The following is a 25,478-nucleotide window of genomic DNA, read 5'->3' on the forward strand; positions in this document are numbered from 1 at the left end:
GTGGGAGCCAGCCTGCTGGCGATGGGCGCGACGCGGTCTTCAATCAATCAATAAAACATCAACCGAGTCTCTTCCAGGTCAGCACACATCGCCTTGTTCTCCGGATCAATCCCCAGCTTGACGAAGGCCGGTACGCCAAAGGGGTCGATGCGCGCAATCGGGTGGTCAGTGCCTTTGTGGCAGTACAGGCTGGCCACCTGGACCAAGTCGACATAATCGACTCGCGCGGACTGTCGCTTGAAGTCGAGATAGAGCTGCGGCACCTGCACCAATTTTTCCGGAAACTCCCAGACCCGCAGCAGTTTATCGCCGAGCATTGGATGAATGCGGTCGATCACATGGTTGAGGCTGACCGGATCGGCCAGCAGTTCATAGTGATCTTCGGCGTACGTCAGGATCGGCAAGACCCCGATCTGGTGCACCAGCCCGCCAAGGGCCGCCTGATCGGGCTTGAGCTGGGTGTAGTTGCGGCACAGCGCATAGCTGACGCCGGCAATTTCCAGGCTTTTGCGCCAGACATCGCGCATTTTCTGTTCAACCACCGCGGAGCGGGCATGGAAAATCTGTTCCATGACCAGGCCGATGGCCAGGTTGCTGCTGTAATTGATGCCCAGGCGCGTGATCGCCGTGTGCAGATCGGTGACTTCCTGCGCCGCGCGCAGCAGTGGGCTGTTGACCACTTTGATCAGGCGTGCTGAAAGCGCGGCATCGCGGCCAATCACTTTGCTCAGGCTACCGATACTGATTTCCGGGTCTTCAGCGGCCTTGCGAATCTGCAAGGCCACTTCCGGTAACGTTGGCAGAACCAGGTCATCGTTATCGATGGCCTCAACCAAATCCTGTTGGACCTTTTCCGCCAGCTCACTCATTACGCTTCTCTAGGTGTTGCAAAAAAGTACCGCGGTTAACGCTGGATTTCGCGATCGCGGTCCAGTTCATACGGCAGGTCGAGCAAATTCAGGGCCGGGCCGTCGAGTGCGCCCAGATGAATGTCGCCGCCTTCTGCAGCTTCGGCTTGCAACACGGCCAACAGTTCAATCTGATTGGCGGCATTGGCGGCCAGCACCACTTCACCGATCGAGCTGCCGTGACTCGGGGCAAAGAGCTGGGTGCCGGGCTCTGGCAGTTCGCCGCCAGCCAGTTGCAGGCGATACAAGCGGCGCTTGAGTTTGCCGAGGTACTGCATGCGCGCGACGATTTCCTGGCCGGTGTAGCAGCCTTTCTTGAAGCTCACGCCGCCGACCGCTTGCAGATTGAGCATCTGCGGGATGAACAGCTCGCGGGTACTTGGCATCACCTGGCCGATACCGGCACGGACCTGGCCCAGCAACCATTGATTGAGTTCACCTTCAGGCAGCAGGGCGGACAGCTTGCCCTTGATGCCATCGGCCTGATCGGCGGCAACCCAGAGTTCGGCGCGTTCGGGCGAGACGCGAATGGCGATCAAACCGTCATGGCGCACCAGGCTGTCGGTCTCTGCCGGCAGTTCCAGGCCGAGGCTTTTCAATGCCTCATCGCCCTGCTCGACGCCGAAGCGAACCCAGGCAGCGCTTTCATCGGTCAGTTTGGACTTGGAAAACACCGCGTACTTCTTCAGGTCCGCCAATTGCGGTTCGAGCAACTCGCTGGCCATGGCCAGGAGTACGCCATCACCTTCGAGCAGGATGCGAAAGCTCGACTGCATCCGGCCTTTCTGCGTGCAGCGCGCGCCGAGGCTGGCCCGGTTGTCGCTCAGGTAATTGAGGTTGCAGGTCAGTTGGCCTTGCAGGAACTTGCCGGCGTCCGCGCCGCGGACCGCCAGGACACCTTCATGAGACAACGTGCAGAAAAAAGCGGAATCGGCCATGGGTCATCGCAGGGTAAAGAGTCTGGCAGACATGATAAGGGGCTGCCCCTGAAATGGGTAGTTCACAAAGGATCGTCGTGCCCGACCAAAGCCGACTGTTCGATGGGGCGCGGGGCTGTATACTTGCGGCCTATTTGAGGAGCGCTCCATGGTCGAAGATGTTGAACTGAATCGCCTCTACTGGCACAGCCGCCGCGGCATGCTTGAGCTTGACGTGTTGCTGGTGCCGTTTGTGAAAGAGGTTTATCCGCACCTCAACGAAGTGGATCGCGCCTGCTACGTCAGGCTGCTCGAATGCGAAGATCAGGACATGTTCGGCTGGTTCATGGAGCGCGCCGAATCGGAAGATCCGGAACTTCAGCGCATGGTTCGCATGATCCTGGATCGTGTCCAGCCCAAGTAACGGGTTCGAATGCCGCTGGCATGCCTCACGGCAGTTGCTGGCGGCGTACCTTTTGGCCCAGGCGTTCGCGCTGGGTTCCTTGTTCCTGCTCGCCATACCGCTCTGGGCCAGTCTGCCCGGTGCCTTGTGCTGTCTGTTGCACGGCGCCTGGGCGTTGCCTCGCCAGATTCTACTGACCCACCCACAGGCTTTTCGCGGCTTGCGTCGTGACGCCGATGGCTGGCAGCTGTGGAGTCAGGCGAAGGGGTGGCAGCCGGTGCAGTTGCGCCCGGACAGCCTGGCGTTGCCGTTGATCGTGGTGCTGCGCTTTCGTCTGCGCGGTGAGCGGCGGGTCAGGACAATCTGCGTGCCCCGGGACTCGCAGGCGGCGGATCTGCACCGACGCCTGCGGGTGCGGCTCAAGTTCACTCGGCGTAGGTGGGCGGCACCAGAATAGTGTCCATGGCGACAGGTAGCATGTTCGGGTAGTCGAGGGTGTAGTGCAGGCCGCGACTCTCCTTGCGCTCCATGGCTGACAGGATCATCAGCTCGGCCACTTGGGCCAGGTTGCGCAATTCGATCAAGTCCCTGCTGACTTTGTAGTTGCTGTAGAACTCGTCGATTTCGTCGAGCAACAGGCGCACCCGGTGCTGGGCCCGTTGCAGGCGCTTGTTGGTGCGAACGATTCCGACGTAGTCCCACATGAAGCGGCGCAATTCGTCCCAGTTGTGCGCAATGATCACGTCTTCATCGGAATCGGTCACCTGGCTGGCGTCCCAAGCCGGGAGGGCGACAGGGGCCGATACCTGTGGCAATTGCTCCAGGATGTCCGCCGCCGCCGAGCGCGCGTAGACAAAGCACTCCAGCAACGAGTTGCTGGCCATGCGGTTGGCACCGTGCAGGCCGGTGAAGCTGGTTTCGCCAATCGCGTACAGCCCTGGCACGTCTGTGCGACCTTGCTGGTCGACCATCACGCCGCCGCAGGTGTAGTGCGCCGCGGGCACCACCGGGATCGGCTGTTTGGTGATGTCGATGGAAAATTCGAGGCAGCGTTCGTATACCGTCGGGAAGTGCGTCTTGATGAAATCTTCGGACTTGTGGCTGATGTCCAGATAGACGCAGTCGACACCGAGCCGCTTCATCTCATGGTCGATGGCCCGGGCGACGATGTCCCGTGGCGCCAGTTCTGCGCGGGGGTCGAAGCGCTGCATGAAGCGTTCGCCATTGGGCAGCTTCAGGTGCGCACCTTCTCCGCGCAGGGCTTCGGTGATCAGGAAACTCTTGGCTTGCGGGTGATACAGGCAGGTGGGGTGGAACTGATTGAATTCCAGGTTCGCCACCCGGCAGCCCGAGCGCCAGGCCATGGCGATGCCATCACCGCAGGCGCCATCGGGGTTGCTGGTATAGAGGTAGACCTTGGCGGCGCCGCCGGAGGCGAGGATCACGAAACGGGCGCCGTAGGTGTCGACTTCCCCGGTGCCACGATTGAGCACGTAGGCACCCAGGCAGCGATCACCTTCAAGGCCCAGGCGCTTTTCGGTAATCAGGTCGACCGCGACCCGCTGTTCCAGCAACTCGATGTTGGGCCGTTGCTGGGCCTGGGTGAGCAGCGTCCTGAAAATCGCGGCGCCGGTGGCATCGGCGGCATGGATGATGCGCCGATGGCTGTGACCGCCTTCACGGGTGAGGTGAAACTCGAATCCACCGTCTTCCGTGCCGGACTGTTCGTCGCGGGTGAACGGCACGCCCTGGTCGATCAGCCATTGAATCGCTTCCCGGCTGTGCTCGACGGTAAAACGCACGGCATCTTCGTGACACAACCCGCCACCGGCGTTGAGGGTGTCGTCGACGTGCGACTCGACGGTGTCGGTGTCATCCAGTACGGCGGCGACCCCTCCCTGGGCCCAGAACGTCGAGCCATTGGCGAGGTCGCCTTTGCTCAATACGGCAATGCGCAAGTGACCGGGCAAGGTCAGCGCAAGGCTCAAGCCGGCAGCACCGCTGCCAATTACCAGGACATCGTGTTGAAACTGTTGGCTCATTTCAGGATTCCGCTCAAAGCGACCCGGGTCGGGGTAGGCGCCAGACATCTGGACAGGCATGCCCGGCAACCGCACAGCCCACTAGTATATAGAGGGGGGGAGCGGCACAATAGCCGAGCCGATATGGCATTGTGAAATTACTGTGACGGAAATCTGCCGACGCTTCGTCGGATGTTTTTTCCACCGGTTCGGCGACAAGCGAACTGTATCGTGGATTTAACACTCTTTTTCGCTTCAGGGTTGCACAATGTCGATTCTGTGCAGCTATAAATATTTGGAACTTTTGCCAAAGGCCCAAGATCAATAGACGGTTGCCTGAATCAAGGGACAGTGTCGGTTTCATCGCAGGATCGCGGTTGGATCCCTGGCGGTCAGACCGATGACAAGATTATTCGCGCAGCCGGGGAATCTCGAGCTGCGTTTTTCGTGCGTGCCGAATCAGAGCCCGCAGGAAACTTGCCTGGAGGGGGAGAACTTTTGCGAAAAGCCCGAGTCTATGTTTGCAAGCCCGGTCGTTTAGTAATGCAAGCCTCCTCCGAGCTTATCGAGGAGTGTTCATGCTAACCCAGGAAGAGGATCAGCAGCTGGTCGAACGCGTTCAGCGCGGCGACAAGCGTGCATTCGATCTGCTAGTGCTGAAATATCAGCACAAAATTCTCGGGTTGATCGTGCGTTTCGTGCACGACACCCATGAAGCCCAGGATGTAGCGCAGGAAGCCTTCATCAAGGCCTACCGCGCACTTGGTAATTTTCGCGGAGACAGCGCGTTTTATACGTGGCTTTACCGCATCGCCATCAACACGGCGAAGAACTATCTGGTTTCACGCGGCCGTCGGCCGCCGGATAGCGATGTCAGTTCCGAGGATGCAGAGTTCTACGATGGCGATCATGGCCTCAAGGATCTCGAGTCGCCAGAACGGGCTTTGCTGCGGGATGAGATCGAAGGCACCGTCCATCGAACCATTCAGCAACTGCCAGAAGATTTGCGTACGGCTTTAACTTTACGTGAATTCGATGGTCTGAGTTACGAGGACATTGCGAGCGTCATGCAATGTCCGGTGGGTACCGTGCGCTCCCGGATCTTCCGCGCCCGGGAGGCCATCGATAAAGCCCTGCAGCCTTTGTTGCAGGAAAACTAAAGACAGCGGCGACAGCCAAGAGAGGAACGCCATGAGTCGTGAAGCCCTGCAGGAATCGCTGTCCGCAGTGATGGATAACGAAGCGGACGAATTGGAATTGCGTCGGGTACTCAGTGCCTGTGACGATGTTGAAACCCGTGAAACCTGGGCTCGTTATCAGATCGCTCGGGCAGTGATGCACAAGGACCTGCTGCTTCCACGCCTGGACATTGCCGCGGCTGTTTCTGCTGCATTGGCCGACGAAGCCGTACCGGCAAAAGCCACCCGTGGTCCATGGCGCAGCCTGGGTCGTCTGGCCGTTGCCGCATCGGTAACCCTGGCGGTGCTGGCAGGTGTTCGTCTGTACAACCAGGACGAGATCGCAGGCGTCGAGTTGGCGCAGCAATCCACCCAACCTGGCCTGGCGGTTCCACAAGTCAAGGGCCCGGCTGTTCTGGCAGGCTACAATGAGAGTTCAGAAGCCACTGGTCCCATGGCCAATGGTGTGTTGCAAGGTCAGCCAGGCTGGAACGATCAACGTTTGCCAGGCTACTTGCGCCAACATGCTCAACAGGCTGCACTGAAAGGTACCGAGAGCGCTCTGCCTTACGCGCGTGCAGCAAGCCTGGAAAACCGTTAAGGAGGATCATGCGCGCCATACCTCTACTTACGCTTTTGCTCAGTGGCTGGTTCGTTGTTCCAGCCCACGCCGATCAGGCTCAAGATTGGTTGACCCGTCTGGGCCAGGCCGAGCAGAAGCAAAGCTTCCAAGGTACTTTTGTCTACGAGCGTAACGGTAGTTTCTCTACCCACAACATCTGGCACCGCGTCCAGGATGGCAAGGTCCGCGAGCGTTTGATCCAGCTCGACGGCTCCGCTCAGGAGGTCGTACGCATTGATGGGCATACTCAATGCGTCAGCGGCAACCTGATGGCAGGGCTGGGGGATACCTCCAACTCCACCGCTCGTGCACTCGATCCACAAAAGCTCAAGAATTGGTATGACCTTGCTGTCATCGGCAAGTCGCGCGTGGCCGGTCGCCCGGCAGTGATTGTTTCCCTGACACCCCGTGACCAGCATCGTTACGGTTTTGAACTGCATCTCGATCAGGAAACCGGCCTGCCCCTGAAGTCATTGCTGATTGATGACAAGGGCCGTCTGCTCGAGCGCTTCCAGTTCACTCGACTCGATCCCGCCACGGTTCCCACCGACAGTGACCTGCAACCGGGCGCTGACTGCAAGGCGGTCAAGCTCGACAGCGACAAGGCTTCGGCGGTCAAGGACGCCCGGGTCTGGCATTCGGACTGGTTGCCACCGGGTTTTGAACTGACCAGCAGTACGACCCGCAAGGATCCAGAGACCAAGGCCCAGGTCAACAGCCTGCTGTATGACGATGGTCTGGCGCGGTTTTCAGTGTTCCTCGAGCCCTTGAGCGGTGCAGGTACCACCGACACCCGTACGCAACTGGGCCCAACCGCCGCCGTCTCCCGGCGCTTGAGCACGCCGCAAGGCGAGATGATGGTGACTGTGGTGGGTGAGATCCCGATCGGCACCGCTGAACGGATCGCCTTGTCCATGCGCACCGACGCTACTGCAACCCAGCAGTGACTTGAAATCGAAATGTTTAGTGAGCATTTCAATTTGCAAATCCCCCCAATATTTTTTATAGGTCAGAGCCCCTCGGCTCTGGCCTTGTTTGTTGTTCCCGGAACAAAAATACCGGCGTATCTTTCCCGGTGTTCCTTGCTCCATATCGCTTAACCATGCTCGTCGTAACGGGAGCCGTATGTCGATACCACGCTTGAAGTCTTACCTCTCCATTTTTGCCACCGTGCTGGTGCTCGGTCAGGCGGCCGCTGTCCAGGCGGTCGAACTGCCTGATTTCACGCAACTGGTCGAACAGGCATCGCCTGCGGTGGTGAACATCAGTACCACGCAAAAATTGCCTGACCGCAGAGTCAACCAGCAGATGCCTGACCTCGAAGGCTTGCCGCCGATGCTGCGCGAGTTTTTCGAACGTGGCATGCCGCCACAGCAACCTCGATCCCCCCGTGGCGACCGCCAGCGCGAGGCGCAATCCCTGGGTTCGGGTTTCATCATTTCGCCTGATGGCTACATCCTGACCAACAATCATGTGATCGCCGATGCCGACGAAATCCTCGTGCGTCTGTCCGACCGCAGTGAAATGAAGGCCAAGCTGATCGGCACCGATCCGCGCTCCGACGTGGCGCTGTTGAAAATCGAAGGCAAGGATCTTCCGGTCCTGAAGCTGGGCAAATCCCAGGATCTGAAAGCCGGGCAATGGGTCGTGGCCATCGGCTCGCCGTTCGGTTTTGACCATACCGTGACCCAGGGCATCGTCAGTGCCGTCGGCCGCAGCCTGCCGAATGAAAACTACGTGCCGTTCATCCAGACCGACGTGCCGATCAACCCGGGTAACTCGGGTGGGCCGCTGTTCAACCTCAACGGTGAGGTAGTCGGTATCAACTCGCAGATCTACACCCGTTCCGGTGGTTTCATGGGCGTATCGTTCGCGATCCCTATCGACGTGGCCATGGACGTTTCCAATCAGCTCAAAAGCGGTGGCAAGGTCAGTCGCGGCTGGTTGGGTGTGGTAATCCAGGAAGTGAACAAGGACCTGGCCGAATCGTTCGGCCTGGAAAAACCAGCCGGTGCGCTGGTCGCGCAGATCCAGGATGACGGCCCGGCTGCCAAGGGCGGGCTGCTGGTAGGCGACGTGATCCTGACCATGAACGGTCAGCCGATCATCATGTCCGCCGATCTGCCACACCTGGTGGGCGCATTGAAGGCCGGCTCCAAGGCCAATCTGGAAGTGATCCGCGAAGGCAAGCGCAAGAATGTCGAGCTGACGGTTGGCGCTATCCCGGAAGAAGGCAAGGAGCTTGATGACCTGCCGCAGTCGAGCATCGAGCGCAGCAGCAACCGCCTTGGCGTCTCGGTAGTCGAACTGACGGACGAGCAGAAGAAAACCTACGACCTCAAGGGTGGCGTGCTGATCAAGGAAGTTCAGGACGGTCCTGCGTCGATGATCGGCCTGCAGCCGGGCGATATCATCACTCACCTGAACAATCAGGCGATCGGTTCGGCCAAGGAGTTCACGGACATTGCCAAGGCGTTGCCAAAGAACCGTTCGGTATCGATGCGTGTACTGCGCCAGAACCGCGCGAGCTTCATCACCTTCAAGCTGGCTGAATAACCCGCCTGTTGGTTGAATAAAAAACCGCCTCGAATGAGGCGGTTTTTTTTGTCGCTGGAAACGTCAGCCCATCATGTCCTTGATCATGCGTTCCTGCTCCATCAGCTCGCGCTGGCGGGCATCGATTCGCGACGACAGCGGGAAATTGCTGCCGGCCTTGCGCTTGGCAAAATCCAGTTGCTGGATGGCCTGGCGATAATCGCCCACCAGTGCGAAATACTCGGCGCGCGCCTGGTGCAGGCCGATGATGTTGCCCGACAGGCCGCGGGTTTCGGCTACCTGGTACCACACGTCCGGATCGTCCGGGCGCGATTTGAGCAGGCCTTCGAGGGCCTTTTCGGCATCGGCGGCGCGGTTCTGTTTCAGCAGCAGGTCGACGCGAACCTGATTCAGCGGGTAATTGCCGGGGTATTGCGTCAGCAGGCGGTCAACCCTGGACTGTGCATCCGGCAGGCGATTGTTGGTGATGTCCAGATCGACCTGGGCGAGGTTGTAGATGATCTCGTTCGGCGCCTTGGCCAGCAACTGCTTGAGGTTTTCCCGTGCTTCGTTCAGCTGTCCGCCCTTGATCTGGGCGATCGCCAGACCATAGCGCGCCACATCGCTTTTCGGGTTTTCATCCAGCAGGGCGCGGAAGCGCTTGGCGCCCAGGCCTGGGGTTTCTTCATAGATCAGCTGGACCCGGGCACGAATCAACTGATAACGCAGGGTGTCTTCGATGCCGCCCTGCGGGGCCTGCTCGGCGCGGTTGCGGGTGTCGGCGATACGCGATTCGGTCACCGGGTGAGTCAGCAGGAATTCCGGCGGCTTGGCGTCGAAGCGGTACTGACGCCCCAGGCGTTCGAACATGGTAGGCATGGAGCGGGGGTCGTAGCCTGCCTTTTCCAGATTGAGGATACCGATGCGATCGGCTTCCTGTTCGTTCTGGCGCGAGAATCGCCGTTGTTCCTGGATGGCTGCCGCCTGTGTCCCTGCAATCGCCGCAATACCGGCATCGCCGGCACCTGCCGCGGCAATCACGATACCGGCCAGCAGCGCGGCCATCATCGGTACCTGCATGCGCTGTTGGGCCTCGACGCCACGGGCGAAGTGGCGCTGCGACAAGTGAGCCAGTTCGTGGGCCAGTACCGAGGCATACTCGCCTTCGGTCTGCGCATTGAGGAACAGGCCGCCGTTGACCCCGACAATCCCGCCGGGCGCCGCGAACGCGTTGAGCTGCGGGCTGTTGATCAGGATGAATTCCAGGCGCCGGTCATTGACCTGGCTGGTCTCCACCAGGCGGTAGACGCTGGACTCGACGTAGTCCTTGAGCTGCGGGTCATTGAGCTGAGCTACCTGGCTGCGCAACAGGGCAAGCCAGGCGCGACCCAACTGATACTCCTGTTGCGGCGAGACGATGGCAGAACTGGCGTCGCCGAGTGACGGCAGGTCGTCGGCGAAGCCCGGTGAGGCAAGCAGGCAAGCGAGCGTCAGCAGGGTAGGGCGCAAAAAAGTCATGCACAAAGCCTTAGTCGACAAAGAGCTTACTGTAGCCGGACACCAGCCCTGCGACCAGATATTCTAGGCAACTCAGCCACCTGACCCGGAGTGATGCAATGATCGACGCTGTAGCCCATGACGTTGAACTGGACGCCAGTGGCCTGAATTGTCCCTTGCCGTTGCTCAAGGCCAAGATGGAACTCAATAAGATGTCCAGTGGTACGGTGCTCAAGGTCATCGCCACCGATGCAGGCTCGCAGCGTGATTTCCGCACCTTTGCCCGATTGGCCGGTCATACGCTGCTGCGTGAAGAAGATGAAGCGGGCATTTACCGTTACTGGTTGAAAAAAGCCTGAAACCAGCTGCGTTCGTTACTAAGGATTATTGATGTTCAAAGTGTTGCGCGACTGGATTCAGCGCTACTTCTCCGACGAAGAAGCCGTGGTACTGGCGGTCCTGTTGTTCCTGGCGTTCACCGCGGTGCTGACCCTGGGCGGCATGCTGGCGCCGGTGCTGGCCGGGATGGTGCTGGCCTACCTGATGCAGGGTCTGGTGGTGAGCCTGGAGCGCCTGCGGGTGCCGGGTGGCGTCGCGGTGGGGTTGGTCTTCGCGCTGTTCATGGGGCTGCTGCTGGTGTTCATCGTGGTCGTGGTGCCGTTGCTCTGGCACCAACTGATCACCCTGTTCAACGAATTGCCCGGCATGCTCGCCAAGTGGCAGACGCTGTTGCTGCTGTTGCCGGAGCGTTATCCGCACCTGGTGTCCGACGAGCAGGTGCTGCAGGCCATTGAAGTGGCGCGGGGCGAGATCGGCAAGTTCGGTCAATGGGCGCTGACGTTTTCGCTGTCGAGCCTGCCGTTGCTGGTCAATATCATGATCTACCTGGTACTGGTGCCGATCCTGGTGTTCTTCTTTCTCAAGGACCGGCAAATGATCGGCGAGTGGGTGCGCGGCTACCTGCCCCGTGAGCGGGCGCTGATCACCCGTGTCGCCCATGAAATGAACCGGCAGATCGCCAACTACATTCGTGGCAAGGTCATCGAGATTTTCATTTGCGGCGGGGTGACCTACATCGCCTTTGTCGTCCTGGAACTCAATTATGCGGCGCTGCTGGCCTTGCTGGTGGGCATTTCGGTGGTCGTGCCCTACGTCGGGGCGGTGGTGGTGACCGTGCCGGTGTTCCTGATTGCGCTGTTCCAGTGGGGCTGGAGCGATCAGTTCATCTATCTGATGGCGGTCTACGGGATCATCCAGACCCTGGACGGCAACGTGCTGGTACCACTGTTGTTCTCGGAAGCGGTGAACCTGCATCCGGTGGCGATCATCTGCGCGGTGTTGTTGTTTGGCGGGTTGTGGGGCTTCTGGGGAGTGTTCTTTGCGATTCCCCTGGCGACGCTGTTCAAGGCCGTGCTGGATGCCTGGCCGCGTAAAGAGCCGGTGGTGGCGCCGTTGCTTTGAATGCTGGCTCTGAGGGCCTCTTCGCTGGCAAGCCAGCTCCTACAATGGTCGCGCGTACCTTGTAGGAGCTGGCTTGCCAGCGAAGGCGTCAGAACAGACACCCAATTAATCAGGCTTGGTTAAGGGTCTGGGCGGCCGCCAGAACCGCATCCACATGCCCCGGCACCTTCACGCCACGCCATTGCTGACGCAACACACCGTCCTTGTCGATGAGGAACGTGCTGCGATCCACGCCCATGTATTCCTTGCCATAGAGCTTTTTCAGCTTGATCACATCAAACAGCTGGCAGAGCGCTTCTTCCTTGTCGCTGATCAGCTCGAAGGTGAAGGCCTGCTTGGCCTTGAAGTTCTCGTGAGACTTGAGGCTGTCGCGGGACACGCCGAACACTTCGGTGTTGGCCGCCTTGAAAGCGTCCAGCTGGTCGCGAAAACCCTGGCCCTGGGTGGTGCAGCCCGGTGTGCTGTCCTTGGGGTAGAAGTAGATGACTACCTGCTTGCCCTTGAGGTCGGCGAGGCGCACGGTTTGCCCGCTGGTGGCGGGTGCTTCGAAGTCGGCAACCGGTTGGTCGAGTGCAACGGCCATGAATGCTTCCTTACATTGGGTTCTGTGGACGCCACGGTTCGATCAGGGCGTCGAGGTTCAGCGCGTCGGCGAAGTCCAGGAACTGGTCACGCAACCAGCTGATCTGCACACCGGCCGGCAAGGTCACGGTAAACGTGGCATTGAGCATGGTGCCGCCGGTCTGCGGGGCCTGGTAGGTGTCACAGGTCAGGTTTTCCAGTTCGACGTTGTGGTCCATGAAGAACTGGCACAGCTCGTTGATGATGTCCGAGCGGTAGGCCGAGCTGACATAGGCTACATAGGGTAGGGCCTGGGGACGGTTCTCCAGGGCGGCGCTGCGCACCACGTTGACGGTGAAGGCGTGGCGTTTTGCCAGGGTCGGCAGGCTGCCCTCCAGGCGAGCCAGGGCGTCCCAGCTGCCGGAGATTTCGAGGACCAGCGCACTGCACTCGCCATGACGCGTCAGGCGGGAGGTGACCACGGCGCAGCGATTTTCATGGCTGGCGCGGCACAGGACGTTAGTCAGCTCCATGGGGTTGGCGCCGAGGGCACTGATGACAAGGAATTGTTCGCGAACTGTGGGGGTGGACATGCAGCATTCCTAAAGCGATGAGCGGTCGGTACTTCTATCGGCTGGTTTTGCCGGGAGCGAGCCTGCGCATGCGAACTCCCAAAGCTTCGGGCACAAGGTCGCAACGTGGCTCCAGAGTAGCAGGAGCGGGGGTGGCAACCCTGGATCGGGGGCTTGGGATGTCGAAAGTGGAGGCGCAAACCCGAAATACGAGCTTAGCAGTATCGATCAAAGTCTGAAGGGTAGCGAAAAGCGGCGCCAAGGGGAATGGCGGCAGCGCAGTACTTCGCTTGTACAAGCATCTTGGCGCCAGTACCATTACGGCTCTCTTTTTCCGGCAGGAGCGGTTGCATGATTGCGGGCAGTATGGTGGCACTGGTCACACCCATGGATGCACAAGGTCGTCTCGACTGGGACAGCCTGAGCAAACTGGTGGACTTTCACCTGCAAAACGGCACCCACGCCATCGTGGCGGTCGGCACTACAGGTGAATCGGCCACCCTTGATGTGAGCGAACACATCGAAGTGATCCGTCGCGTAGTCAAGCAGGTCAACGGTCGCATTCCGGTCATCGCCGGTACCGGCGCCAACTCGACTCGCGAGGCGATCGAGCTGACCACCAATGCGAAGACCGCCGGCGCCGACGCTTGCCTGCTGGTCACACCGTACTACAACAAGCCGACCCAGGAAGGCCTGTACCAGCACTTCAAGGCGATCGCCGAAGCCGTCGATATCCCGCAGATCCTCTACAACGTGCCAGGCCGCACCGCCTGCGACATGCTGGCCGAGACCGTGATCCGCCTGTCGAGCGTCAAGAACATCATCGGGATCAAGGAAGCCACGGGCGACCTGCAGCGCGCCAAGGCCATCATCGACGGCGTCGACAGCAACTTCCTGGTCATTTCCGGTGACGATGCCACCGCGGTCGAGCTGATCCTGCTGGGCGGCAAGGGCAATATTTCGGTGACCGCCAACGTCGCCCCGCGTGACATGGCCGACCTGTGCATTGCCGCGCTGAACGGCGAAGCCGAGAAGGCGCGCGCCATTCACCAAAAACTGATGCCACTCAATAAAACCCTGTTTATCGAGTCCAATCCAATTCCCGTGAAATGGGCGCTGCACGAGATGGGCCTGATGCCGGACGGAATCCGTCTGCCGCTCACCTGGCTCAGCGCCGAATGTCACGAACCGCTGCGGCAGGCCATGCGCCAGTCCGGCGTCCTGGTTTAATTGAGGAAGTACAACGCATGAAGCGAATGGCCGGACTCTCCGCGCTTGCCTTGATCATCTCCAGCACCAGTGGCTGTGGATGGCTGTGGGGCCCGGATGGTTATTTCCGTGACCGTGGTAGCGACTACCTGGAAGCGCAACAGACCGCACCGATGCAACTGCCACCGGATATCACCACCGCCAAGCGTCTGGATCCGCTGTTGCCGATTCCGCGCAACGTCGCCGATGACACCGCCAAGGGCGAATACATCGTGCCTCGTCCGCAGCCATTGACCGCTGCCGCCGACGCCAGTGCCTACTCGCTGCAAAAGAGCGGCGATACGCGCTCGATCCTGGCGCAGAACCCGCCAGCGGAAGCCTGGCCCGTGGCCGTACAGTTCTTCCAGGACAACGGTTTCCGCCTGGACGAACAGCGCCCTCAGACTGGCGAATTCACCACCACCTGGCAGCGTTCCGACGAACTGTCCGCAGCCATGGCCAAGCGCCTGAGCGCAGCCGGCGTCGCCTCTGACAGCGAAATCCGTGCCCGGGTACGTATCGAGCCGGGTGTGCAGCGCAATACCAGTGAGATCTACGTGGTCACCGCCGAGCGTCCTGCCGGCAGCACGGCCGACGTCGCTTTCACCAACCGTTCGGTCAACACTGGCCTGGACGCGGCACTGGTCGACGACATGCTGGCGAGCATGAGCCGCATCTCCGAGAAGGGCGGTTCGGTCTCCATGCTGGCTTCTCGCGATTTCGACGCGCCAAGCCGCATCAGCCTGAGCGAAGACGGCAGCGGCAACCCGGTGCTGAACGTCGGCACCGACCTGGATCGTGCCTGGTCGAGCGTCGGCCGTGCGCTGGAGCAGGGCGAATGGCGTGTTGAAGACATCAACCGCAGCCTGGGCCTGTACTACATCAACCTCGCTGAAAAAGCCGAGAAGAAAGACGACAAGCCCGGGTTCTTCAGCAGCCTGTTCGGCAGTGCGCCGAGCAAGGAAGAAGTCGAGTCCCGTGCCGAGCGTTATCAGGTTCGCCTGAGCAAGGTCGGCGAAAGTGTCCAGGTCACCGTCGAGAAAAACATCAACACCGTGGCGCCGGCTGACGTGGCGCGCAAAGTGTTGAGCGTGATTCAGGACAATCTGGGCTGATCACATGCGTTTTGCCGTTCTCGGCAGCGGTAGCCAAGGGAATGGCACGCTGATAGCCAGCGCTGATACGTACGTGCTGGTGGATTGTGGTTTCTCCCTGCGGGAAACCGAAAAACGCTTGCTGCGCCTGGGTGTGAACCCTGCGCAGCTGAGCGCGATACTCGTGACCCACGAACATGCCGACCACGTGCATGGCGTGGGTTTGCTGTCTCGGCGCTACAATCTGCCTGTCTACCTCAGTCGCGGCACCCTGCGCGGGATGCGCAAACCGGTCGAACCCGCGGGCTTCCTGGCCGGTGGCGAACAACTGCAGATCGGCAACCTGAGCATTGGTGTCATTGCCGTGGCCCACGATGCGCAGGAGCCGACGCAATACGTGTTCAGTGACGGTGAGCGGCGCTTCGGCCTGTTGACCGACCTGGGCTCGTATTGCGACAAGGTGCTGGAAGGCTATCGCGACCTCGATGCATTGATGATCGAGGCCAACCATTGCCGGGACATGCTGGCTCGCGGTCATTACCCCTACTTTCTCAAGCAGCGGGTGGGCGGTGAGCTGGGACATTTGAACAACCATCAGGCGGCATTCCTGGTGTCCGAGTTGGGCTGGAAAGACCTGCAACACCTGGTCCTGGCCCATCTGAGCAGCAAGAACAACCTGCCGCGGCTGGCCCGGCAATGTTTTGTCGACACCCTCGGGTGCGACCCGGACTGGCTGCAACTGGCCGATCAAGATTCAGGGCTCGACTGGCGACACATCGCCTAGCCCACCTACTTAGCAAGCGGAGCCCATCATGGAAAAACGTGAAGAACTCTACCGCGGCAAAGCCAAATCGGTTTACAAGACCGACGACGCCAACCGCTTGATCCTGCTGTTTCGCAACGACACTTCGGCGTTCGACGGCAAGCGCATCGAACAGCTCGACCGCAAAGGCATGGTGAACAACAAGTTCAACGCCTTCATCATGCAGAAACTCGAAGAAGCCGGCGTACCGACCCAATTCGACAAACTGCTGGGCGACAACGAATGCCTGGTGAAGAAGCTCGACATGATCCCGGTCGAGTGCGTCGTGCGTAACTACGCCGCCGGCAGCCTGGTCAAGCGCCTGGGCGTTGAAGAAGGCATGAAGCTCAACCCTTACACCTTCGAACTGTTCCTGAAGGACGACGCCAAGGGCGACCCGTTCATCAACGAATCCCACGTCGTGGCCTTCGGTTGGGGCACTGCCGAGCAACTGGCGCGCATGAAGGAACTGTCGCTCAAGGTCAACGAAGTCCTGAGCAAACTGTTCGACGACGCCGGCCTGCTGCTGGTCGACTTCAAACTGGAATTCGGCGTGTTCCACGACGGCTCCATCGTCCTGGGCGACGAATTCAGCCCGGACGGCTGCCGCCTGTGGGACAAGGCCACCAAGAAGAAAATGGACAAGGACCGCTTCCGCCAGGGCCTCGGTGACGTCATCGAAGCCTACGAAGAAGTCGCCAATCGTCTGGGTGTACCGCTTTAATCGACGCAAGCATCTGATAGCACAGAAAAAATTTTCGAAAGAGGGTTTGCTTTCGGCAAAAGTGTTGTTATGATGCGCGCCGTTGGAGAGATGCCAGAGTGGCCGAATGGGACGGATTCGAAATCCGTTGTACCTTCACCGGTACCTAGGGTTCGAATCCCTATCTCTCCGCCATTACATGGAAAAAGCCCCGTAGCTGAAAAGTTACGGGGCTTTTTTGTTTGCGCAAAAAACTGTCAGGTTTTTATTCGCACGGGGTGCGCAGGACGAATCAGTTACCCATGGTGGCGTGGGTGATGATTTCGTTCTCGACCAGCAGGTTGATCCGTGCAGGGTTGTAGTCCTTGGTCATGATGAACCCGTTGCCCCGCGGTCGTACTGCCAGGCCGGTCTTGTTGGCGAGTTCTTCGCGTAGCTCCTCGGTGTATTGCCGGCCGATGTACTGATTGGCAGTGTCCAGGTGTTGTTTCAAATCCATGGTCATGAATTGCTTCCTTGCGATAATTGAAATAGGTGTGTGTGTTCCCGTCATCCGCGTGGGATGACGTAGCGGATTGTGGAATAACTGTGTTTGTTTATCACCCGTTGGACTGTATCGCGATGTTTGGCTTCTATGTTCGCAGGGCGGGGAAGTTGATGTTAATTGTTTTTGCGAAAGACCCTGTTTCAAATGTCTCCAGTAAACTTTGAGAGCAGGATTTATAATTGATGGTAGTGGGCAGTGAGGAGATTGTTGCGCACAAAGCTGCAGAATATTCCTACGCAATATCTAATGATTTCCTACAATTACAAAGAGGTCAAATATGCTCAGGAGCATTGCCGCTGCCATCCTGGTTGTTTCCGCTCCCGCGTGGGCTGCCCAGGCCCCTGCGTCCTTTACCGGTACCGATTATAGTGGGCGCTATGAATGTATTGGCAAGGACAGCCATATTGGGGGATTTAAAGGGGTGGTCGACATGACACTCAATGCCGAACAGAGTACCGGGAAGTATGGCGCTTATAACTTTGTACTGACGCTGGAGGACAAGTCCAGGTATGACGGATTCGCTGCCGGCACGTCCGACTCGCTGGCCATTTATTTTGCGCATACCGATCCGTCATTGAAGGATTATGGAGTCGGTGTTGCACAGGTTGTTTCAACGCCGGAGGGGAAAGTGTCGTTCACCAAGTATTATTATGGTCCTGAATACAGTGGCGGCGGTCACGGTATGGAGCATTGCGTTAAAAGCTGAATTGATCGAGCAAGTCGGTGAAGCTGCTCGTCAAGAGCAGCTTCCTGTTGCCCGGGCAGTCTTACGGCTGCGAGTGGCCCAGTTTTCTCTTGATCAAGTCGTAGACGTCCTTGTGGGTTGAGTTGTGCAGGGATTTGTCCTGGCAGGCCGATGCCAGGAAGTTTTTCACTTCGTCCCTGGCGTGAGGATAAAGCCCGGCGACGTAGTCGGCTTCATGCGCTTGGGTGCAGTTGAAGTGCTTGTCGTCTTTCGCTTTGTCTCTAGCCATTGAAACTCTCCTGTTGTGTTCGAAGGTTATAGGTCCGGGCCGGTTTTGCCCGAAGCCCCCTGAGCTTAGGGGCGCGAGGCTGTACCGCCAGGGGTGCGACGAAATCAGGAAGGGGCTGTAGGACCCGTCGCGTGAGCCTGTTGGCATTAAACACAAATCACTTGAGGCATTCGTTCAGTCGCATAGACGCCGATTGTTACATCTCCCTAAACTGTCGATAGTTTTACAGCGCGGGGTCAATGGATGAATCGCAACGAACTACGCAAGGCCGACATCAACCTGATGGTGGTGTTTGAAACGCTGATGCTCGAACGCAATGTCACCAAGGTGGCGAAGAAGCTGTTTCTCGGTCAGCCGACCATCAGTTCGGCGCTCAATCGCTTGCGTACCATGTTCAACGATCCGTTGTTCATCCGCGTCGGGCATCGCATGGAGCCGACGGCGCGGGCTGAAGAGATCTTTCGGCATCTGTCGCCGGCGCTGGATTCGTTGTCGGTGGCGTTGAGCCTGACCCATGATTTCGACCCGAGCAGCAGCACCATGACCTTTCGCATCGGGATGTCGGACGATGTCGAGTTCGGCCTGTTGCCGCCGTTGCTGCGGGCGCTGCGCCAGGAAGCGCCGAAGGTGGTGTTCGTGGTGCAGAATGTCGACTACTGGCGCATTCCCGACTTGCTGGCGTCTGGCGACATCACGGTTGGCGTCACCCAGACCCGCGGCCTGCCAGCCAACGCCAAGCGCAAGTTGTTGCGGCACATCCGTCCCAGCGTTTTACGCGCCGACGCCAGCGATACACCGCTGACGCTCGATGAGTACTGCTCGCGCCCCCATGTGTTGGTGTCGCATATCGCCAACGTCAGTGGTTTCGCTGACGAGTGGCTGTCAGCAATCGGCCGCACGCGCCAGGTGGTGCTCTCGGTGCCGCAATACAGTTCGTTGCCAGCCTTGCTCGCCGGGACCGACCTGATTGCCAGCCTACCGGATTACACGGCAGAGGCCATGGCGGCGTCCGGTCAGGTGTTCATGGAACCGTTTCCGTTCAGTACGCCGACCCTCGAGTTGTCCATGGTCTGGCTCAGCCATGTCGACAGCGACCCTGCCGAGCGCTGGTTGCGCTCACGACTCGAAGCGTTCATGGGCGAGCGAAATCTGTTGTCGCTGCCCCATTGACCAAGGCAGCGCTATGCTATGAACTTTTCCACCAACCTACAGGAGTTACGCCATGCCTCACCTGCACCTGGAATACACCGCCAACCTGCCTGATCTGAACGCTGACGTGGCGTTGATGCGTATGAACAATGTGCTGGTGGGCTCCGGTCAATTCGGTGCCGAATTCGACATCAAGAGTCGCGCGGTGAAGCTCCAGACGTTCAAGGTCGGCACGGCATTGGCCGAGCGGGCGTTTGTGCATGTGAAACTGGCCGTGCTGAGCGGTCGCTCCGCGGAGATCAAGAAGCAGCTGTCCGACAGCCTGCTGGCCGTGGTCAAGGATCTGTGCGAATGGCCGACGGGAGTGGAGGTGCAGTTGTGCGTGGAGATTCTCGACATCGATCGCGAATCCTATGCCAAGACTACCGTCGGCGTCTGAGTTTCAGGCCGTGTCCAGTTCGGCGCAGGCCGCGATCACTTGCTCACGTAACCAGATGTTCGCGCTGTCCTGATCGGCGCCCTGGCTCCACTGCATGTCGAGGGTGAAACCCGGCAGGCCATTGGGCGCTTCACGGCGCTCGAAGACGGTGTCATCGGCCAGCAATTGCTGGATGCGCCGGGGCAGGGTGAGGATGAAGTCGGTGCCGCTGATCATCTTCAGGGCTGCGCCGTAGCTGTTGGCCCGTGCGACGATCTGGCGTTGGCGGGTTTGTTGCGCCAACCAGCCGTCGACCATGTTGCTGGTGGAGGTCCAGGGCGTCGGGAACACATGACGGCGCTCGATGAAGGTTTGCAGGCTCAGGCGTGGTTGCGACGGGGTGGCGCCTTTGTCGAAGACGCAGACGAAATCGTCTTCCAGCAGTGTGCGCACCTTGAAGTCGGCGTGGCTTCGATGAAAGTCCGGACCGAAACCTATCGCCAGATCCAGGCTGCCATCACGCAGTGCCTGGGCCGGGATGTCGGTCTCGAGCTTATGCACATTGACCACCACCGCAAGCTCGGCGCACGCGAAGCGCTTCAACAGGCGCGGCAGCACCAGTTGCTCGAAGTATTCCGGAGCGCAGAGGTTGAAAATCGTTGGTTGTTGGGTGGGGTCGAACTTTGAGGCACTGGCGTGGCACAGGTTGATGCTGTCGAGGATCTTCAGCACGTGGGGGTACATGCCGTCGGTCTTGTAGGTGGGGCGCATCCCGGTGCGGGTATTGATGAACAATTCGTCGTCAAACACTGCGCGCAGTTTTTTCAGGCAGTAGCTCACGGTGGACTGGCTGACGCACAGCGTCTCGGAAACGCCGGAGACGCTGTTTTGCTCGTACACGGCGACGAACACCATCAAGTCCTGCATGTCGAGCTTTCGTAGCACGTTGCTGTTCAGCATCCTTTCTGGCTCATGTGCAAACTTGAGCGAATGATCCTAGCGCAATGAAGGCAACAGGAGAATGTACTGCAAGCATTCGGAGTCAGTGCATGTGCCTGGCGTAATGCCGTGGGTCGAAGCGCAAGGCCATCAGGATCATCAGCGCCATGACCCCGGTGAGTGACCACCAGGCCCATTCGAAACTGCCGAGCCGGTCACGGATCATCCCGGCCGCCAGCGGCGAGAGACCTGCGATCAGGTAGCCGATGCCTTGCACGAATGCCGTGAGCCCACCCGCTTGCCGAGGCTCGTCCAGGTGATCCAGCGACACGATCAGGCTCATCGGGAACAGCCCGCCGATTCCCAGCCCCAACAGGCACGGCCACAGGAGGCCGAGGTTTCCCGGGCTGAGAATCAACCCGCAAAAACCGACCATGATCAGCGCCAGCAACACCACCAGCACGAGGCGTCGATCACGGCTGCGGTTGGCAATGGCCGGAACCAGCAGGCCGGACAACACCTCCATGGCGGTCAGGAAGCCAAGCAACAATCCGGCATCCTGTTCGCTCCAGCCCTTTTCCACGTAGTACGGCGCCAACCAGGCCAGCACGCAGGTGTAGGACGCCGTGCCCAGGCCGAAAAACGCCGCGAGCATCCAGGCGCGAGGATGGCTGAAGAAGGAGCGGTGGCTGGTTGAACCCGGCGTCGGTGCCCCCACGCGTTGACTGCACCAGAACAGCAGCGCGAGCACGGCCAGCACCGCCCAGATGGCCAGGCCCATGCGCCAACTGCCTGTGTGGAGCATCACCAGGGGGGAGAAAGAGGCGGCAATGGCGGCACCACCCATGATCGACGTGACGTAGAGCCCCATGCACAAGGCCACGTTGTCGCTAAAGCGGGATTTGATCAGCGTCGGCATCAGCGCCTGGATCAGCGCGATACCGATGCCGGCCAATACGGCACTGAGGATCAGTTCCAGCGCCGAATCGAGGAACAATCGCGATGCAGTGGCCAGGCCGATGACCAGCAGCGACAACACCACCGTGCGGCGCTCGCCAAGGCGTTGGCTGATCGCCAGTCCAAAGAACATCGCCAGCCCCATGGTCATGACCGGCAGCAGGGTCAGCAGCGAGGCGAGACTGAAACTGAGCGGGATGTCGCCGCGAATCGCCGACAGCAAAGGACCGACTGCAGCCATGGAGGGCCGCAGATTCAGGGCGACCAGCAGGATGCTGGCCATCAACCACAGGGCAGGGCGAGAAGTAGCGCGAATGTTTTCCATGATCGGACCTTGATGAATCAGGGGCCGATTAGGCGCGAGTGATTCGCAGGCGGCAAATCAGAAAATCCCGGGCCTTATCGGGAAATTAAATACTGCTGCGATGAGACCTCTTCAGATGTTCGGACCTTAGCTCTTGCTGAACCGAAACTGAACCATTCTCAAATAAGCGGAAAGTTTCATCGAGTGTAGGAGAGGCAACTAATCGTTGGCTTCTTTTTCACGAAAAATTGATGGTCGGCTACCTACAGTTAGTGTCGCCGCGATAAATGAAATTTTCACATTTGTTGACGGCACTTCTTTTCAGGAACAGCCGAAAATCATGTTGAAGATTAAAGCCGTGCACCCGGAATGGGTGACACTGATTGCTAGCGCCTTTTTACTGACCGCCTTCAATGTTGTCTTGTGGCAGCACCTCTTCGATATCACCACGGCTGACGGTAAAGGCATCGTCCTGCGCGTGGCGTTCGGGGCGATGATCCTTGCGGCCTTCAACATTGTCCTGACCTTGCTGGCTTTCCGGCCGGTGCTCAAACCCCTGCTTACCCTGCTGTTCATGATCAGTGCCGGCGTCGCTTATTTCATGGGCCAATACGGTGTCCTGATCGACATTGGCATGTTGCGCAACTTCGCTCAAACCAATGCCACGGAAGTGCGCGACTTATTGTCTTTGAAGTTGCTGGCTTATATTGTTTTTCTTGGTGTGCTGCCGTCCTGGTTGTTGTGGAAAACGCCGGTTAATTACCGCCGCTGGCATCGGGAGTTATTAAGCAAGGCACTGGTGACTGTTGCCTCGGCGGCGGTCATTGGTGGTGTTGCACTGGTTAACTATCAGGGCCTGTCTTCATTGTTTCGCAATCACCACGAACTGCGCCTGATGGTGGTTCCGAGCAACTATATTGGTGCCTCCGCCGGTTACTTGCGCGAGCAGGTCGCCTCGGCACGCCAGCCCTTTGTCAAAGTCGGTGAAGATGCCCGGCGCGATTCTGCCTGGCAATCCCATGCTCGCAAGTCGCTGACGGTCCTGGTGGTGGGGGAGAGTGCCCGGGCAGAGAACTTCGGCATTCTGGGCTACAACCGCGACACCACACCGATGCTGGGTAAGGAAGCCGGGCTCATCGCCTTTACCGACGTGAAGTCATGCGGCACTGAAACAGCGGTGTCGGTGCCCTGCATGTTTTCCAACATGGGACGCAAGGATTACAACGCGAGCAAGGCCAGGAACGAAGAAGGCCTGCTGGATGTGCTCAAGCGTGCCGGTCTCGACGTGATCTGGCGTGACAACCAGTCTGGCTGCAAGGGGACTTGCGATCGGGTCACCCTCGACGACCTCAGCAACCTGAAAAACCCGGTGTTGTGCGCCAACAGTGAATGCCGCGATGAAATCCTCCTGCAAGGCCTGCAGCATTTTATCGACACCCTGGATAAGGACACGGTACTGGTACTACACCAGATGGGCAGTCACGGTCCGGAGTACTACAAACGTTATCCAAAGGAATTCGAACGCTTTACTCCGGTTTGCAAGAGCAATGCACTGAACAACTGCAGCCGCGAAAGCATCATCAACGGCTACGACAACACCCTGGTGTACACCGACCATGTGTTGTCGACCCTGATCGATCTGCTGCGCAGCAACCAGGACAAAGTCGATACCGCGATGCTGTATCTGTCGGACCACGGCGAATCCCTGGGCGAATACAACCTGTTCCTGCATGGCACGCCTTACATGCTTGCACCGGATCAACAGAAACATGTGGCGATGCTGGCCTGGTTCTCCGACAGCTATCAGAAGTCGTTCTCGGTGGACACCCATTGCCTGCAACTGAGTCGTGAAAAGCCCTTGAGCCAGGACAACCTGTTCCATTCGATGCTGGGGCTGCTGGAGGTCAACAGCCAAGTTTATAACCAGGACCTGGATATGTTTGCCGGGTGCCGCAGAGCCGCAATCGATGGCGTGCTGGCCAAGGGGTGAGAGTTTAGATGGCTGGGAAAGGTCGGTTAGGCCTTGTTTGCCGGACTATTCTTACGATCAGGAAGGCATTTTCGCTAAAGCTCTTGTTCAGTGAATGCGCGGAAATCGTCGAGGGCGATATATACTGCGCGCCATTCTTCAAGGGAGAGCCGTGTGGCCATCGATATTCACTGGATTCGCGACAACGATAGCCTCGGTCGGTTTTGCACCGAGTGGCAGCAGCTGCCGTTCGTTGCCCTCGACACCGAATTCATGCGGGTCGACACCTTCTATCCGATCGCAGGCCTGCTGCAGGTCGGCGATGGCGAACGTGCCTACCTGATCGATCCGCTGACCATCGACAACTGGCAGCCATTGGCCGCCTTGCTGGAAAATCCGGCGGTGGTCAAGGTTGTCCATGCGTGCAGCGAAGACCTCGAAGTCCTGCTGCGCCTGACCGGTAGCCTGCCGGCGCCGCTGTTCGATACCCAACTGGCCGCCGCTTACCTGAACCTGGGTTTCTCCATGGGCTATTCGCGGCTGGTGCAGGAAGTGCTGGGCATCGACCTGCCCAAGGGCGAAACCCGTTCCGACTGGCTGCAACGTCCGCTTTCCGAAACCCAGATCAGCTATGCCGCCGAAGACGCCGTGCACCTGGCGGAAGTCTTCGTCAAGTTGCGCCCGCAACTCTCGGACGACAAATACGCCTGGGTCCTGGAAGACGGAGCGGAGCTGGTGGCCAACCTGCGCCGCGAGATCGACCCGTACGAGGTCTATCGCGACGCCAAGCTGGCCTGGAAGCTGTCCCGCGCGCAACTCGCCGTGTTGCGTGAGCTGTGCGCCTGGCGCGAGCAGGAGGCGCGTGCCCGCGACCTGCCGCGCAACCGCATCATCCGCGAGCATTCGCTGTGGCCGTTGGCGCGCACCCAGCCGGACAACCTCGGTGCACTGGCGAAAATCGAAGACATGCACCCGCGTACCGTGCGTCAGGACGGCGAGTTTCTGCTTGATCTGATCAAGCGCTCTGGCAGTGTGTCGCCGGAGCAATGGCCGCCCGCCGTGCCTGAACCGTTGCCGGTGGACGCCGCCGCGCTGCTCAAGCGGCTCAAGGCCATCGGCCAGGCCGAGGGCGAACGCCTGAACATCGCGCCTGAGGTGATGCTGCGCAAGAAAACCCTGGAAGCGCTGCTCAAGAGCGGCTTCCCCAATGGTCCCTACCAATTGCCTGATTCATTGCGTGGCTGGCGCCGCGAATTGATGGGCCAGGCGCTGCTCGACAGCCTGGCCACCGCCGGAGAACAGCCTTGAAACGTATTTGCTCGATCTACCGTAGTTCGAAGAAAAACGAGATGTACCTCTATGTGCTCAAGAGCGATGCCCTGGAGCGTGTACCGGAACCCTTGATGGCCGCCTTCGGCAAAGCTATCCACGCGTTCGACCTGGTGTTGAGCCCCGAGCGCAAATTGTCGCGCGAGGACATCACCGTCGTGCTGGATAACCTCGAAAAGCAGGGCTACCACCTGCAAATGCCGCCGGCGGAAGAGGAATACATCGAACACTTGCCGGAAGAATTGCTGCGACGCAACGATCCCATGTGATCGACAGACGGGCTTCGGTTCGAAGCCTTGATCAACACTGGAATGATTTTGGCGATGGCCGCACGGACGGAGCAGGACTCTGTCGGCGGCCGTCTGCACTG

Annotated in this window: 28 protein-coding genes and 1 tRNA gene; 19 read left to right on the forward strand and 10 right to left on the reverse strand. The window is 59.3% G+C overall.

From position 1 onward, the window contains the following. Positions 1-47 precede the first annotated feature (47 nt). Both NPS56_RS03680 and NPS56_RS03685 read right to left on the reverse strand, forming a co-directional pair. The gene (locus NPS56_RS03680; RefSeq protein ID WP_274073513.1) at positions 48-869 is read right to left on the reverse strand and encodes an HDOD domain-containing protein; all 822 of its coding nucleotides are present in this window, start codon (positions 867-869) and stop codon (positions 48-50) included. Positions 870-904: 35 nt separating this feature from the next. Further along, positions 905-1,846, reverse strand: coding sequence for a YgfZ/GcvT domain-containing protein (locus NPS56_RS03685; protein WP_274073514.1), 942 nt, complete (start codon positions 1,844-1,846; stop codon positions 905-907). Positions 1,847-1,994: 148 nt separating this feature from the next. Here NPS56_RS03685 and NPS56_RS03690 point away from each other — a divergent pair, with 148 nt between their 5' ends. After that, positions 1,995-2,249 (forward strand): succinate dehydrogenase assembly factor 2, encoded by a 255-nt coding sequence (locus NPS56_RS03690; RefSeq protein WP_007898624.1) that lies wholly within the window; start codon positions 1,995-1,997, stop codon positions 2,247-2,249. Further along, a complete protein-coding gene (locus NPS56_RS03695; RefSeq protein WP_274073515.1) occupies positions 2,233-2,685 on the forward strand; it encodes a protein YgfX in 453 nt (150 codons plus the stop codon). The genes NPS56_RS03690 and NPS56_RS03695 overlap by 17 nt, the downstream gene beginning before the upstream one ends. Here the strand turns inward: NPS56_RS03695 and nadB are convergent. Beyond that, positions 2,654-4,270, reverse strand: a complete 1,617-nt coding sequence (nadB, locus tag NPS56_RS03700) for an L-aspartate oxidase (RefSeq protein ID WP_274073516.1) — start codon at positions 4,268-4,270, stop codon at positions 2,654-2,656. The genes NPS56_RS03695 and nadB overlap by 32 nt on opposite strands. Before the next feature lie 557 nt (positions 4,271-4,827). On the opposite strand from nadB, the gene rpoE reads away from it, so the two are divergent. From rpoE to NPS56_RS03720, 4 genes are all read left to right on the forward strand, one after another. Next, positions 4,828-5,409, forward strand: a complete 582-nt coding sequence (rpoE, locus tag NPS56_RS03705; protein WP_003172477.1) for an RNA polymerase sigma factor RpoE — start codon at positions 4,828-4,830, stop codon at positions 5,407-5,409. Positions 5,410-5,440: 31 nt separating this feature from the next. Beyond that, the gene (locus tag NPS56_RS03710) at positions 5,441-6,028 is read left to right on the forward strand and encodes a sigma-E factor negative regulatory protein (RefSeq protein WP_077184187.1); all 588 of its coding nucleotides are present in this window, start codon (positions 5,441-5,443) and stop codon (positions 6,026-6,028) included. A gap of 8 nt (positions 6,029-6,036) precedes the next feature. Continuing rightward, positions 6,037-6,996, forward strand: a complete 960-nt coding sequence (locus tag NPS56_RS03715) for a MucB/RseB C-terminal domain-containing protein (RefSeq protein ID WP_274073517.1) — start codon at positions 6,037-6,039, stop codon at positions 6,994-6,996. A 178-nt stretch (positions 6,997-7,174) separates the two neighbouring features. Next, positions 7,175-8,605: a DegQ family serine endoprotease gene (locus NPS56_RS03720; RefSeq protein WP_274073518.1), complete on the forward strand. Its 1,431-nt coding sequence runs from the start codon at positions 7,175-7,177 to the stop codon at positions 8,603-8,605. 63 nt (positions 8,606-8,668) lie between these two features. Here the strand turns inward: NPS56_RS03720 and NPS56_RS03725 are convergent, their stop codons facing one another. Further along, positions 8,669-10,102: a M48 family metalloprotease gene (locus tag NPS56_RS03725; protein ID WP_274073519.1), complete on the reverse strand. Its 1,434-nt coding sequence runs from the start codon at positions 10,100-10,102 to the stop codon at positions 8,669-8,671. Between the two features lie 98 nt (positions 10,103-10,200). Between NPS56_RS03725 and NPS56_RS03730 the strand changes: the two genes are divergently transcribed. Both NPS56_RS03730 and NPS56_RS03735 read left to right on the forward strand, forming a co-directional pair. Beyond that, the gene (locus NPS56_RS03730; RefSeq protein WP_274073520.1) at positions 10,201-10,440 is read left to right on the forward strand and encodes a sulfurtransferase TusA family protein; all 240 of its coding nucleotides are present in this window, start codon (positions 10,201-10,203) and stop codon (positions 10,438-10,440) included. A gap of 31 nt (positions 10,441-10,471) precedes the next feature. Next, on the forward strand, positions 10,472-11,542 hold the full coding sequence (locus NPS56_RS03735) for an AI-2E family transporter (RefSeq protein WP_274073521.1): 1,071 nt from the start codon (positions 10,472-10,474) through the stop codon (positions 11,540-11,542). Positions 11,543-11,651: 109 nt separating this feature from the next. Here NPS56_RS03735 and NPS56_RS03740 read toward each other — a convergent pair whose 3' ends face one another. After that, entirely contained in the window at positions 11,652-12,125 is a 474-nt protein-coding gene (locus tag NPS56_RS03740; RefSeq protein WP_274073522.1) for a peroxiredoxin, read from the reverse strand. 10 nt (positions 12,126-12,135) lie between these two features. After that, complete coding sequence (locus NPS56_RS03745) at positions 12,136-12,696, reverse strand: glycine cleavage system protein R (protein ID WP_008055980.1); 561 nt, start codon at positions 12,694-12,696, stop codon at positions 12,136-12,138. Between the two features lie 330 nt (positions 12,697-13,026). On the opposite strand from NPS56_RS03745, the gene dapA reads away from it, so the two are divergent. The 5 genes from dapA to NPS56_RS03770 all read left to right on the forward strand — a co-directional run bounded on the left by dapA (position 13,027) and on the right by NPS56_RS03770 (position 16,717). Continuing rightward, positions 13,027-13,905 (forward strand): 4-hydroxy-tetrahydrodipicolinate synthase, encoded by an 879-nt coding sequence (gene dapA, locus NPS56_RS03750; RefSeq protein WP_110752523.1) that lies wholly within the window; start codon positions 13,027-13,029, stop codon positions 13,903-13,905. Between the two features lie 17 nt (positions 13,906-13,922). Next, a complete protein-coding gene (gene bamC, locus NPS56_RS03755) occupies positions 13,923-15,038 on the forward strand; it encodes an outer membrane protein assembly factor BamC (RefSeq protein ID WP_274073523.1) in 1,116 nt (371 codons plus the stop codon). Positions 15,039-15,042: 4 nt separating this feature from the next. Further along, positions 15,043-15,801, forward strand: coding sequence for an MBL fold metallo-hydrolase (locus tag NPS56_RS03760; protein ID WP_274073524.1), 759 nt, complete (start codon positions 15,043-15,045; stop codon positions 15,799-15,801). Positions 15,802-15,829: 28 nt separating this feature from the next. Beyond that, positions 15,830-16,543, forward strand: a complete 714-nt coding sequence (gene purC / locus NPS56_RS03765; RefSeq protein ID WP_274073525.1) for a phosphoribosylaminoimidazolesuccinocarboxamide synthase — start codon at positions 15,830-15,832, stop codon at positions 16,541-16,543. 84 nt (positions 16,544-16,627) lie between these two features. Beyond that, positions 16,628-16,717, forward strand: a tRNA-Ser gene (locus tag NPS56_RS03770). Positions 16,718-16,814: 97 nt separating this feature from the next. Here NPS56_RS03770 and NPS56_RS03775 read toward each other — a convergent pair. Then, entirely contained in the window at positions 16,815-17,027 is a 213-nt protein-coding gene (locus NPS56_RS03775) for a hypothetical protein (RefSeq protein WP_274073526.1), read from the reverse strand. A gap of 319 nt (positions 17,028-17,346) precedes the next feature. Here NPS56_RS03775 and NPS56_RS03780 point away from each other — a divergent pair, with 319 nt between their 5' ends. Next, positions 17,347-17,775, forward strand: a complete 429-nt coding sequence (locus NPS56_RS03780; protein WP_274073527.1) for a hypothetical protein — start codon at positions 17,347-17,349, stop codon at positions 17,773-17,775. Positions 17,776-17,836: 61 nt separating this feature from the next. Here NPS56_RS03780 and NPS56_RS03785 read toward each other — a convergent pair whose 3' ends face one another. After that, positions 17,837-18,043 (reverse strand): hypothetical protein, encoded by a 207-nt coding sequence (locus NPS56_RS03785; RefSeq protein ID WP_274073528.1) that lies wholly within the window; start codon positions 18,041-18,043, stop codon positions 17,837-17,839. A gap of 243 nt (positions 18,044-18,286) precedes the next feature. Here NPS56_RS03785 and NPS56_RS03790 point away from each other — a divergent pair, with 243 nt between their 5' ends. Beyond that, positions 18,287-19,213 carry a LysR family transcriptional regulator gene (locus tag NPS56_RS03790; RefSeq protein ID WP_274073529.1) on the forward strand — a complete coding sequence of 309 codons (927 nt, stop codon included), beginning with the start codon at positions 18,287-18,289 and terminating at the stop codon, positions 19,211-19,213. Positions 19,214-19,265: 52 nt separating this feature from the next. Then, the gene (locus tag NPS56_RS03795) at positions 19,266-19,631 is read left to right on the forward strand and encodes a 5-carboxymethyl-2-hydroxymuconate Delta-isomerase (protein ID WP_274073530.1); all 366 of its coding nucleotides are present in this window, start codon (positions 19,266-19,268) and stop codon (positions 19,629-19,631) included. A gap of 3 nt (positions 19,632-19,634) precedes the next feature. Here the strand turns inward: NPS56_RS03795 and NPS56_RS03800 are convergent, their stop codons facing one another. Both NPS56_RS03800 and NPS56_RS03805 read right to left on the reverse strand, forming a co-directional pair. Then, positions 19,635-20,570 carry a LysR family transcriptional regulator gene (locus NPS56_RS03800; protein ID WP_274073531.1) on the reverse strand — a complete coding sequence of 312 codons (936 nt, stop codon included), beginning with the start codon at positions 20,568-20,570 and terminating at the stop codon, positions 19,635-19,637. Between the two features lie 82 nt (positions 20,571-20,652). Next, positions 20,653-21,831 (reverse strand): cyanate transporter, encoded by a 1,179-nt coding sequence (locus NPS56_RS03805; protein WP_274073532.1) that lies wholly within the window; start codon positions 21,829-21,831, stop codon positions 20,653-20,655. A gap of 319 nt (positions 21,832-22,150) precedes the next feature. On the opposite strand from NPS56_RS03805, the gene NPS56_RS03810 reads away from it, so the two are divergent. The 3 genes from NPS56_RS03810 to NPS56_RS03820 all read left to right on the forward strand — a co-directional run bounded on the left by NPS56_RS03810 (position 22,151) and on the right by NPS56_RS03820 (position 25,377). Next, positions 22,151-23,800: a phosphoethanolamine transferase gene (locus tag NPS56_RS03810; protein WP_274073533.1), complete on the forward strand. Its 1,650-nt coding sequence runs from the start codon at positions 22,151-22,153 to the stop codon at positions 23,798-23,800. Positions 23,801-23,953: 153 nt separating this feature from the next. Further along, complete coding sequence (gene rnd, locus NPS56_RS03815; RefSeq protein WP_274073534.1) at positions 23,954-25,087, forward strand: ribonuclease D; 1,134 nt, start codon at positions 23,954-23,956, stop codon at positions 25,085-25,087. Continuing rightward, the gene (locus NPS56_RS03820) at positions 25,084-25,377 is read left to right on the forward strand and encodes a YcgL domain-containing protein (protein ID WP_274073535.1); all 294 of its coding nucleotides are present in this window, start codon (positions 25,084-25,086) and stop codon (positions 25,375-25,377) included. Before rnd ends, NPS56_RS03820 begins: the two co-directional genes overlap by 4 nt. The last annotated feature ends 101 nt before the right edge of the window (positions 25,378-25,478 follow it).

The sequence above is a fragment of the Pseudomonas putida genome (assembly GCF_028682635.1).
In the GTDB taxonomy this organism is placed as follows: Bacteria; Pseudomonadota; Gammaproteobacteria; order Pseudomonadales; family Pseudomonadaceae; genus Aquipseudomonas; species Aquipseudomonas putida_AE.

What these genes read in the sequence shown, in the direction of transcription:
- NPS56_RS03680 (WP_274073513.1), bottom strand. Translation starts at nt 869, where the DNA reads ATGAGTGAGCTGGCGGAAAAGGTCCAACAGGATTTGGTTGAGGCCATC.
- NPS56_RS03685 (WP_274073514.1), bottom strand. Translation starts at nt 1,846, where the DNA reads ATGGCCGATTCCGCTTTTTTCTGCACGTTGTCTCATGAAGGTGTCCTG.
- NPS56_RS03690 (WP_007898624.1), top strand. Translation starts at nt 1,995, where the DNA reads ATGGTCGAAGATGTTGAACTGAATCGCCTCTACTGGCACAGCCGCCGC.
- nadB (WP_274073516.1), bottom strand. Translation starts at nt 4,270, where the DNA reads ATGAGCCAACAGTTTCAACACGATGTCCTGGTAATTGGCAGCGGTGCT.
- rpoE (WP_003172477.1), top strand. Translation starts at nt 4,828, where the DNA reads ATGCTAACCCAGGAAGAGGATCAGCAGCTGGTCGAACGCGTTCAGCGC.
- NPS56_RS03710 (WP_077184187.1), top strand. Translation starts at nt 5,441, where the DNA reads ATGAGTCGTGAAGCCCTGCAGGAATCGCTGTCCGCAGTGATGGATAAC.
- NPS56_RS03715 (WP_274073517.1), top strand. Translation starts at nt 6,037, where the DNA reads ATGCGCGCCATACCTCTACTTACGCTTTTGCTCAGTGGCTGGTTCGTT.
- NPS56_RS03720 (WP_274073518.1), top strand. Translation starts at nt 7,175, where the DNA reads ATGTCGATACCACGCTTGAAGTCTTACCTCTCCATTTTTGCCACCGTG.
- NPS56_RS03725 (WP_274073519.1), bottom strand. Translation starts at nt 10,102, where the DNA reads ATGACTTTTTTGCGCCCTACCCTGCTGACGCTCGCTTGCCTGCTTGCC.
- NPS56_RS03730 (WP_274073520.1), top strand. Translation starts at nt 10,201, where the DNA reads ATGATCGACGCTGTAGCCCATGACGTTGAACTGGACGCCAGTGGCCTG.
- NPS56_RS03735 (WP_274073521.1), top strand. Translation starts at nt 10,472, where the DNA reads ATGTTCAAAGTGTTGCGCGACTGGATTCAGCGCTACTTCTCCGACGAA.
- NPS56_RS03740 (WP_274073522.1), bottom strand. Translation starts at nt 12,125, where the DNA reads ATGGCCGTTGCACTCGACCAACCGGTTGCCGACTTCGAAGCACCCGCC.
- NPS56_RS03745 (WP_008055980.1), bottom strand. Translation starts at nt 12,696, where the DNA reads ATGTCCACCCCCACAGTTCGCGAACAATTCCTTGTCATCAGTGCCCTC.
- dapA (WP_110752523.1), top strand. Translation starts at nt 13,027, where the DNA reads ATGATTGCGGGCAGTATGGTGGCACTGGTCACACCCATGGATGCACAA.
- bamC (WP_274073523.1), top strand. Translation starts at nt 13,923, where the DNA reads ATGAAGCGAATGGCCGGACTCTCCGCGCTTGCCTTGATCATCTCCAGC.
- NPS56_RS03760 (WP_274073524.1), top strand. Translation starts at nt 15,043, where the DNA reads ATGCGTTTTGCCGTTCTCGGCAGCGGTAGCCAAGGGAATGGCACGCTG.
- purC (WP_274073525.1), top strand. Translation starts at nt 15,830, where the DNA reads ATGGAAAAACGTGAAGAACTCTACCGCGGCAAAGCCAAATCGGTTTAC.
- NPS56_RS03775 (WP_274073526.1), bottom strand. Translation starts at nt 17,027, where the DNA reads ATGACCATGGATTTGAAACAACACCTGGACACTGCCAATCAGTACATC.
- NPS56_RS03780 (WP_274073527.1), top strand. Translation starts at nt 17,347, where the DNA reads ATGCTCAGGAGCATTGCCGCTGCCATCCTGGTTGTTTCCGCTCCCGCG.
- NPS56_RS03785 (WP_274073528.1), bottom strand. Translation starts at nt 18,043, where the DNA reads ATGGCTAGAGACAAAGCGAAAGACGACAAGCACTTCAACTGCACCCAA.
- NPS56_RS03790 (WP_274073529.1), top strand. Translation starts at nt 18,287, where the DNA reads ATGAATCGCAACGAACTACGCAAGGCCGACATCAACCTGATGGTGGTG.
- NPS56_RS03795 (WP_274073530.1), top strand. Translation starts at nt 19,266, where the DNA reads ATGCCTCACCTGCACCTGGAATACACCGCCAACCTGCCTGATCTGAAC.
- NPS56_RS03800 (WP_274073531.1), bottom strand. Translation starts at nt 20,570, where the DNA reads ATGCTGAACAGCAACGTGCTACGAAAGCTCGACATGCAGGACTTGATG.
- NPS56_RS03805 (WP_274073532.1), bottom strand. Translation starts at nt 21,831, where the DNA reads ATGGAAAACATTCGCGCTACTTCTCGCCCTGCCCTGTGGTTGATGGCC.
- NPS56_RS03810 (WP_274073533.1), top strand. Translation starts at nt 22,151, where the DNA reads ATGTTGAAGATTAAAGCCGTGCACCCGGAATGGGTGACACTGATTGCT.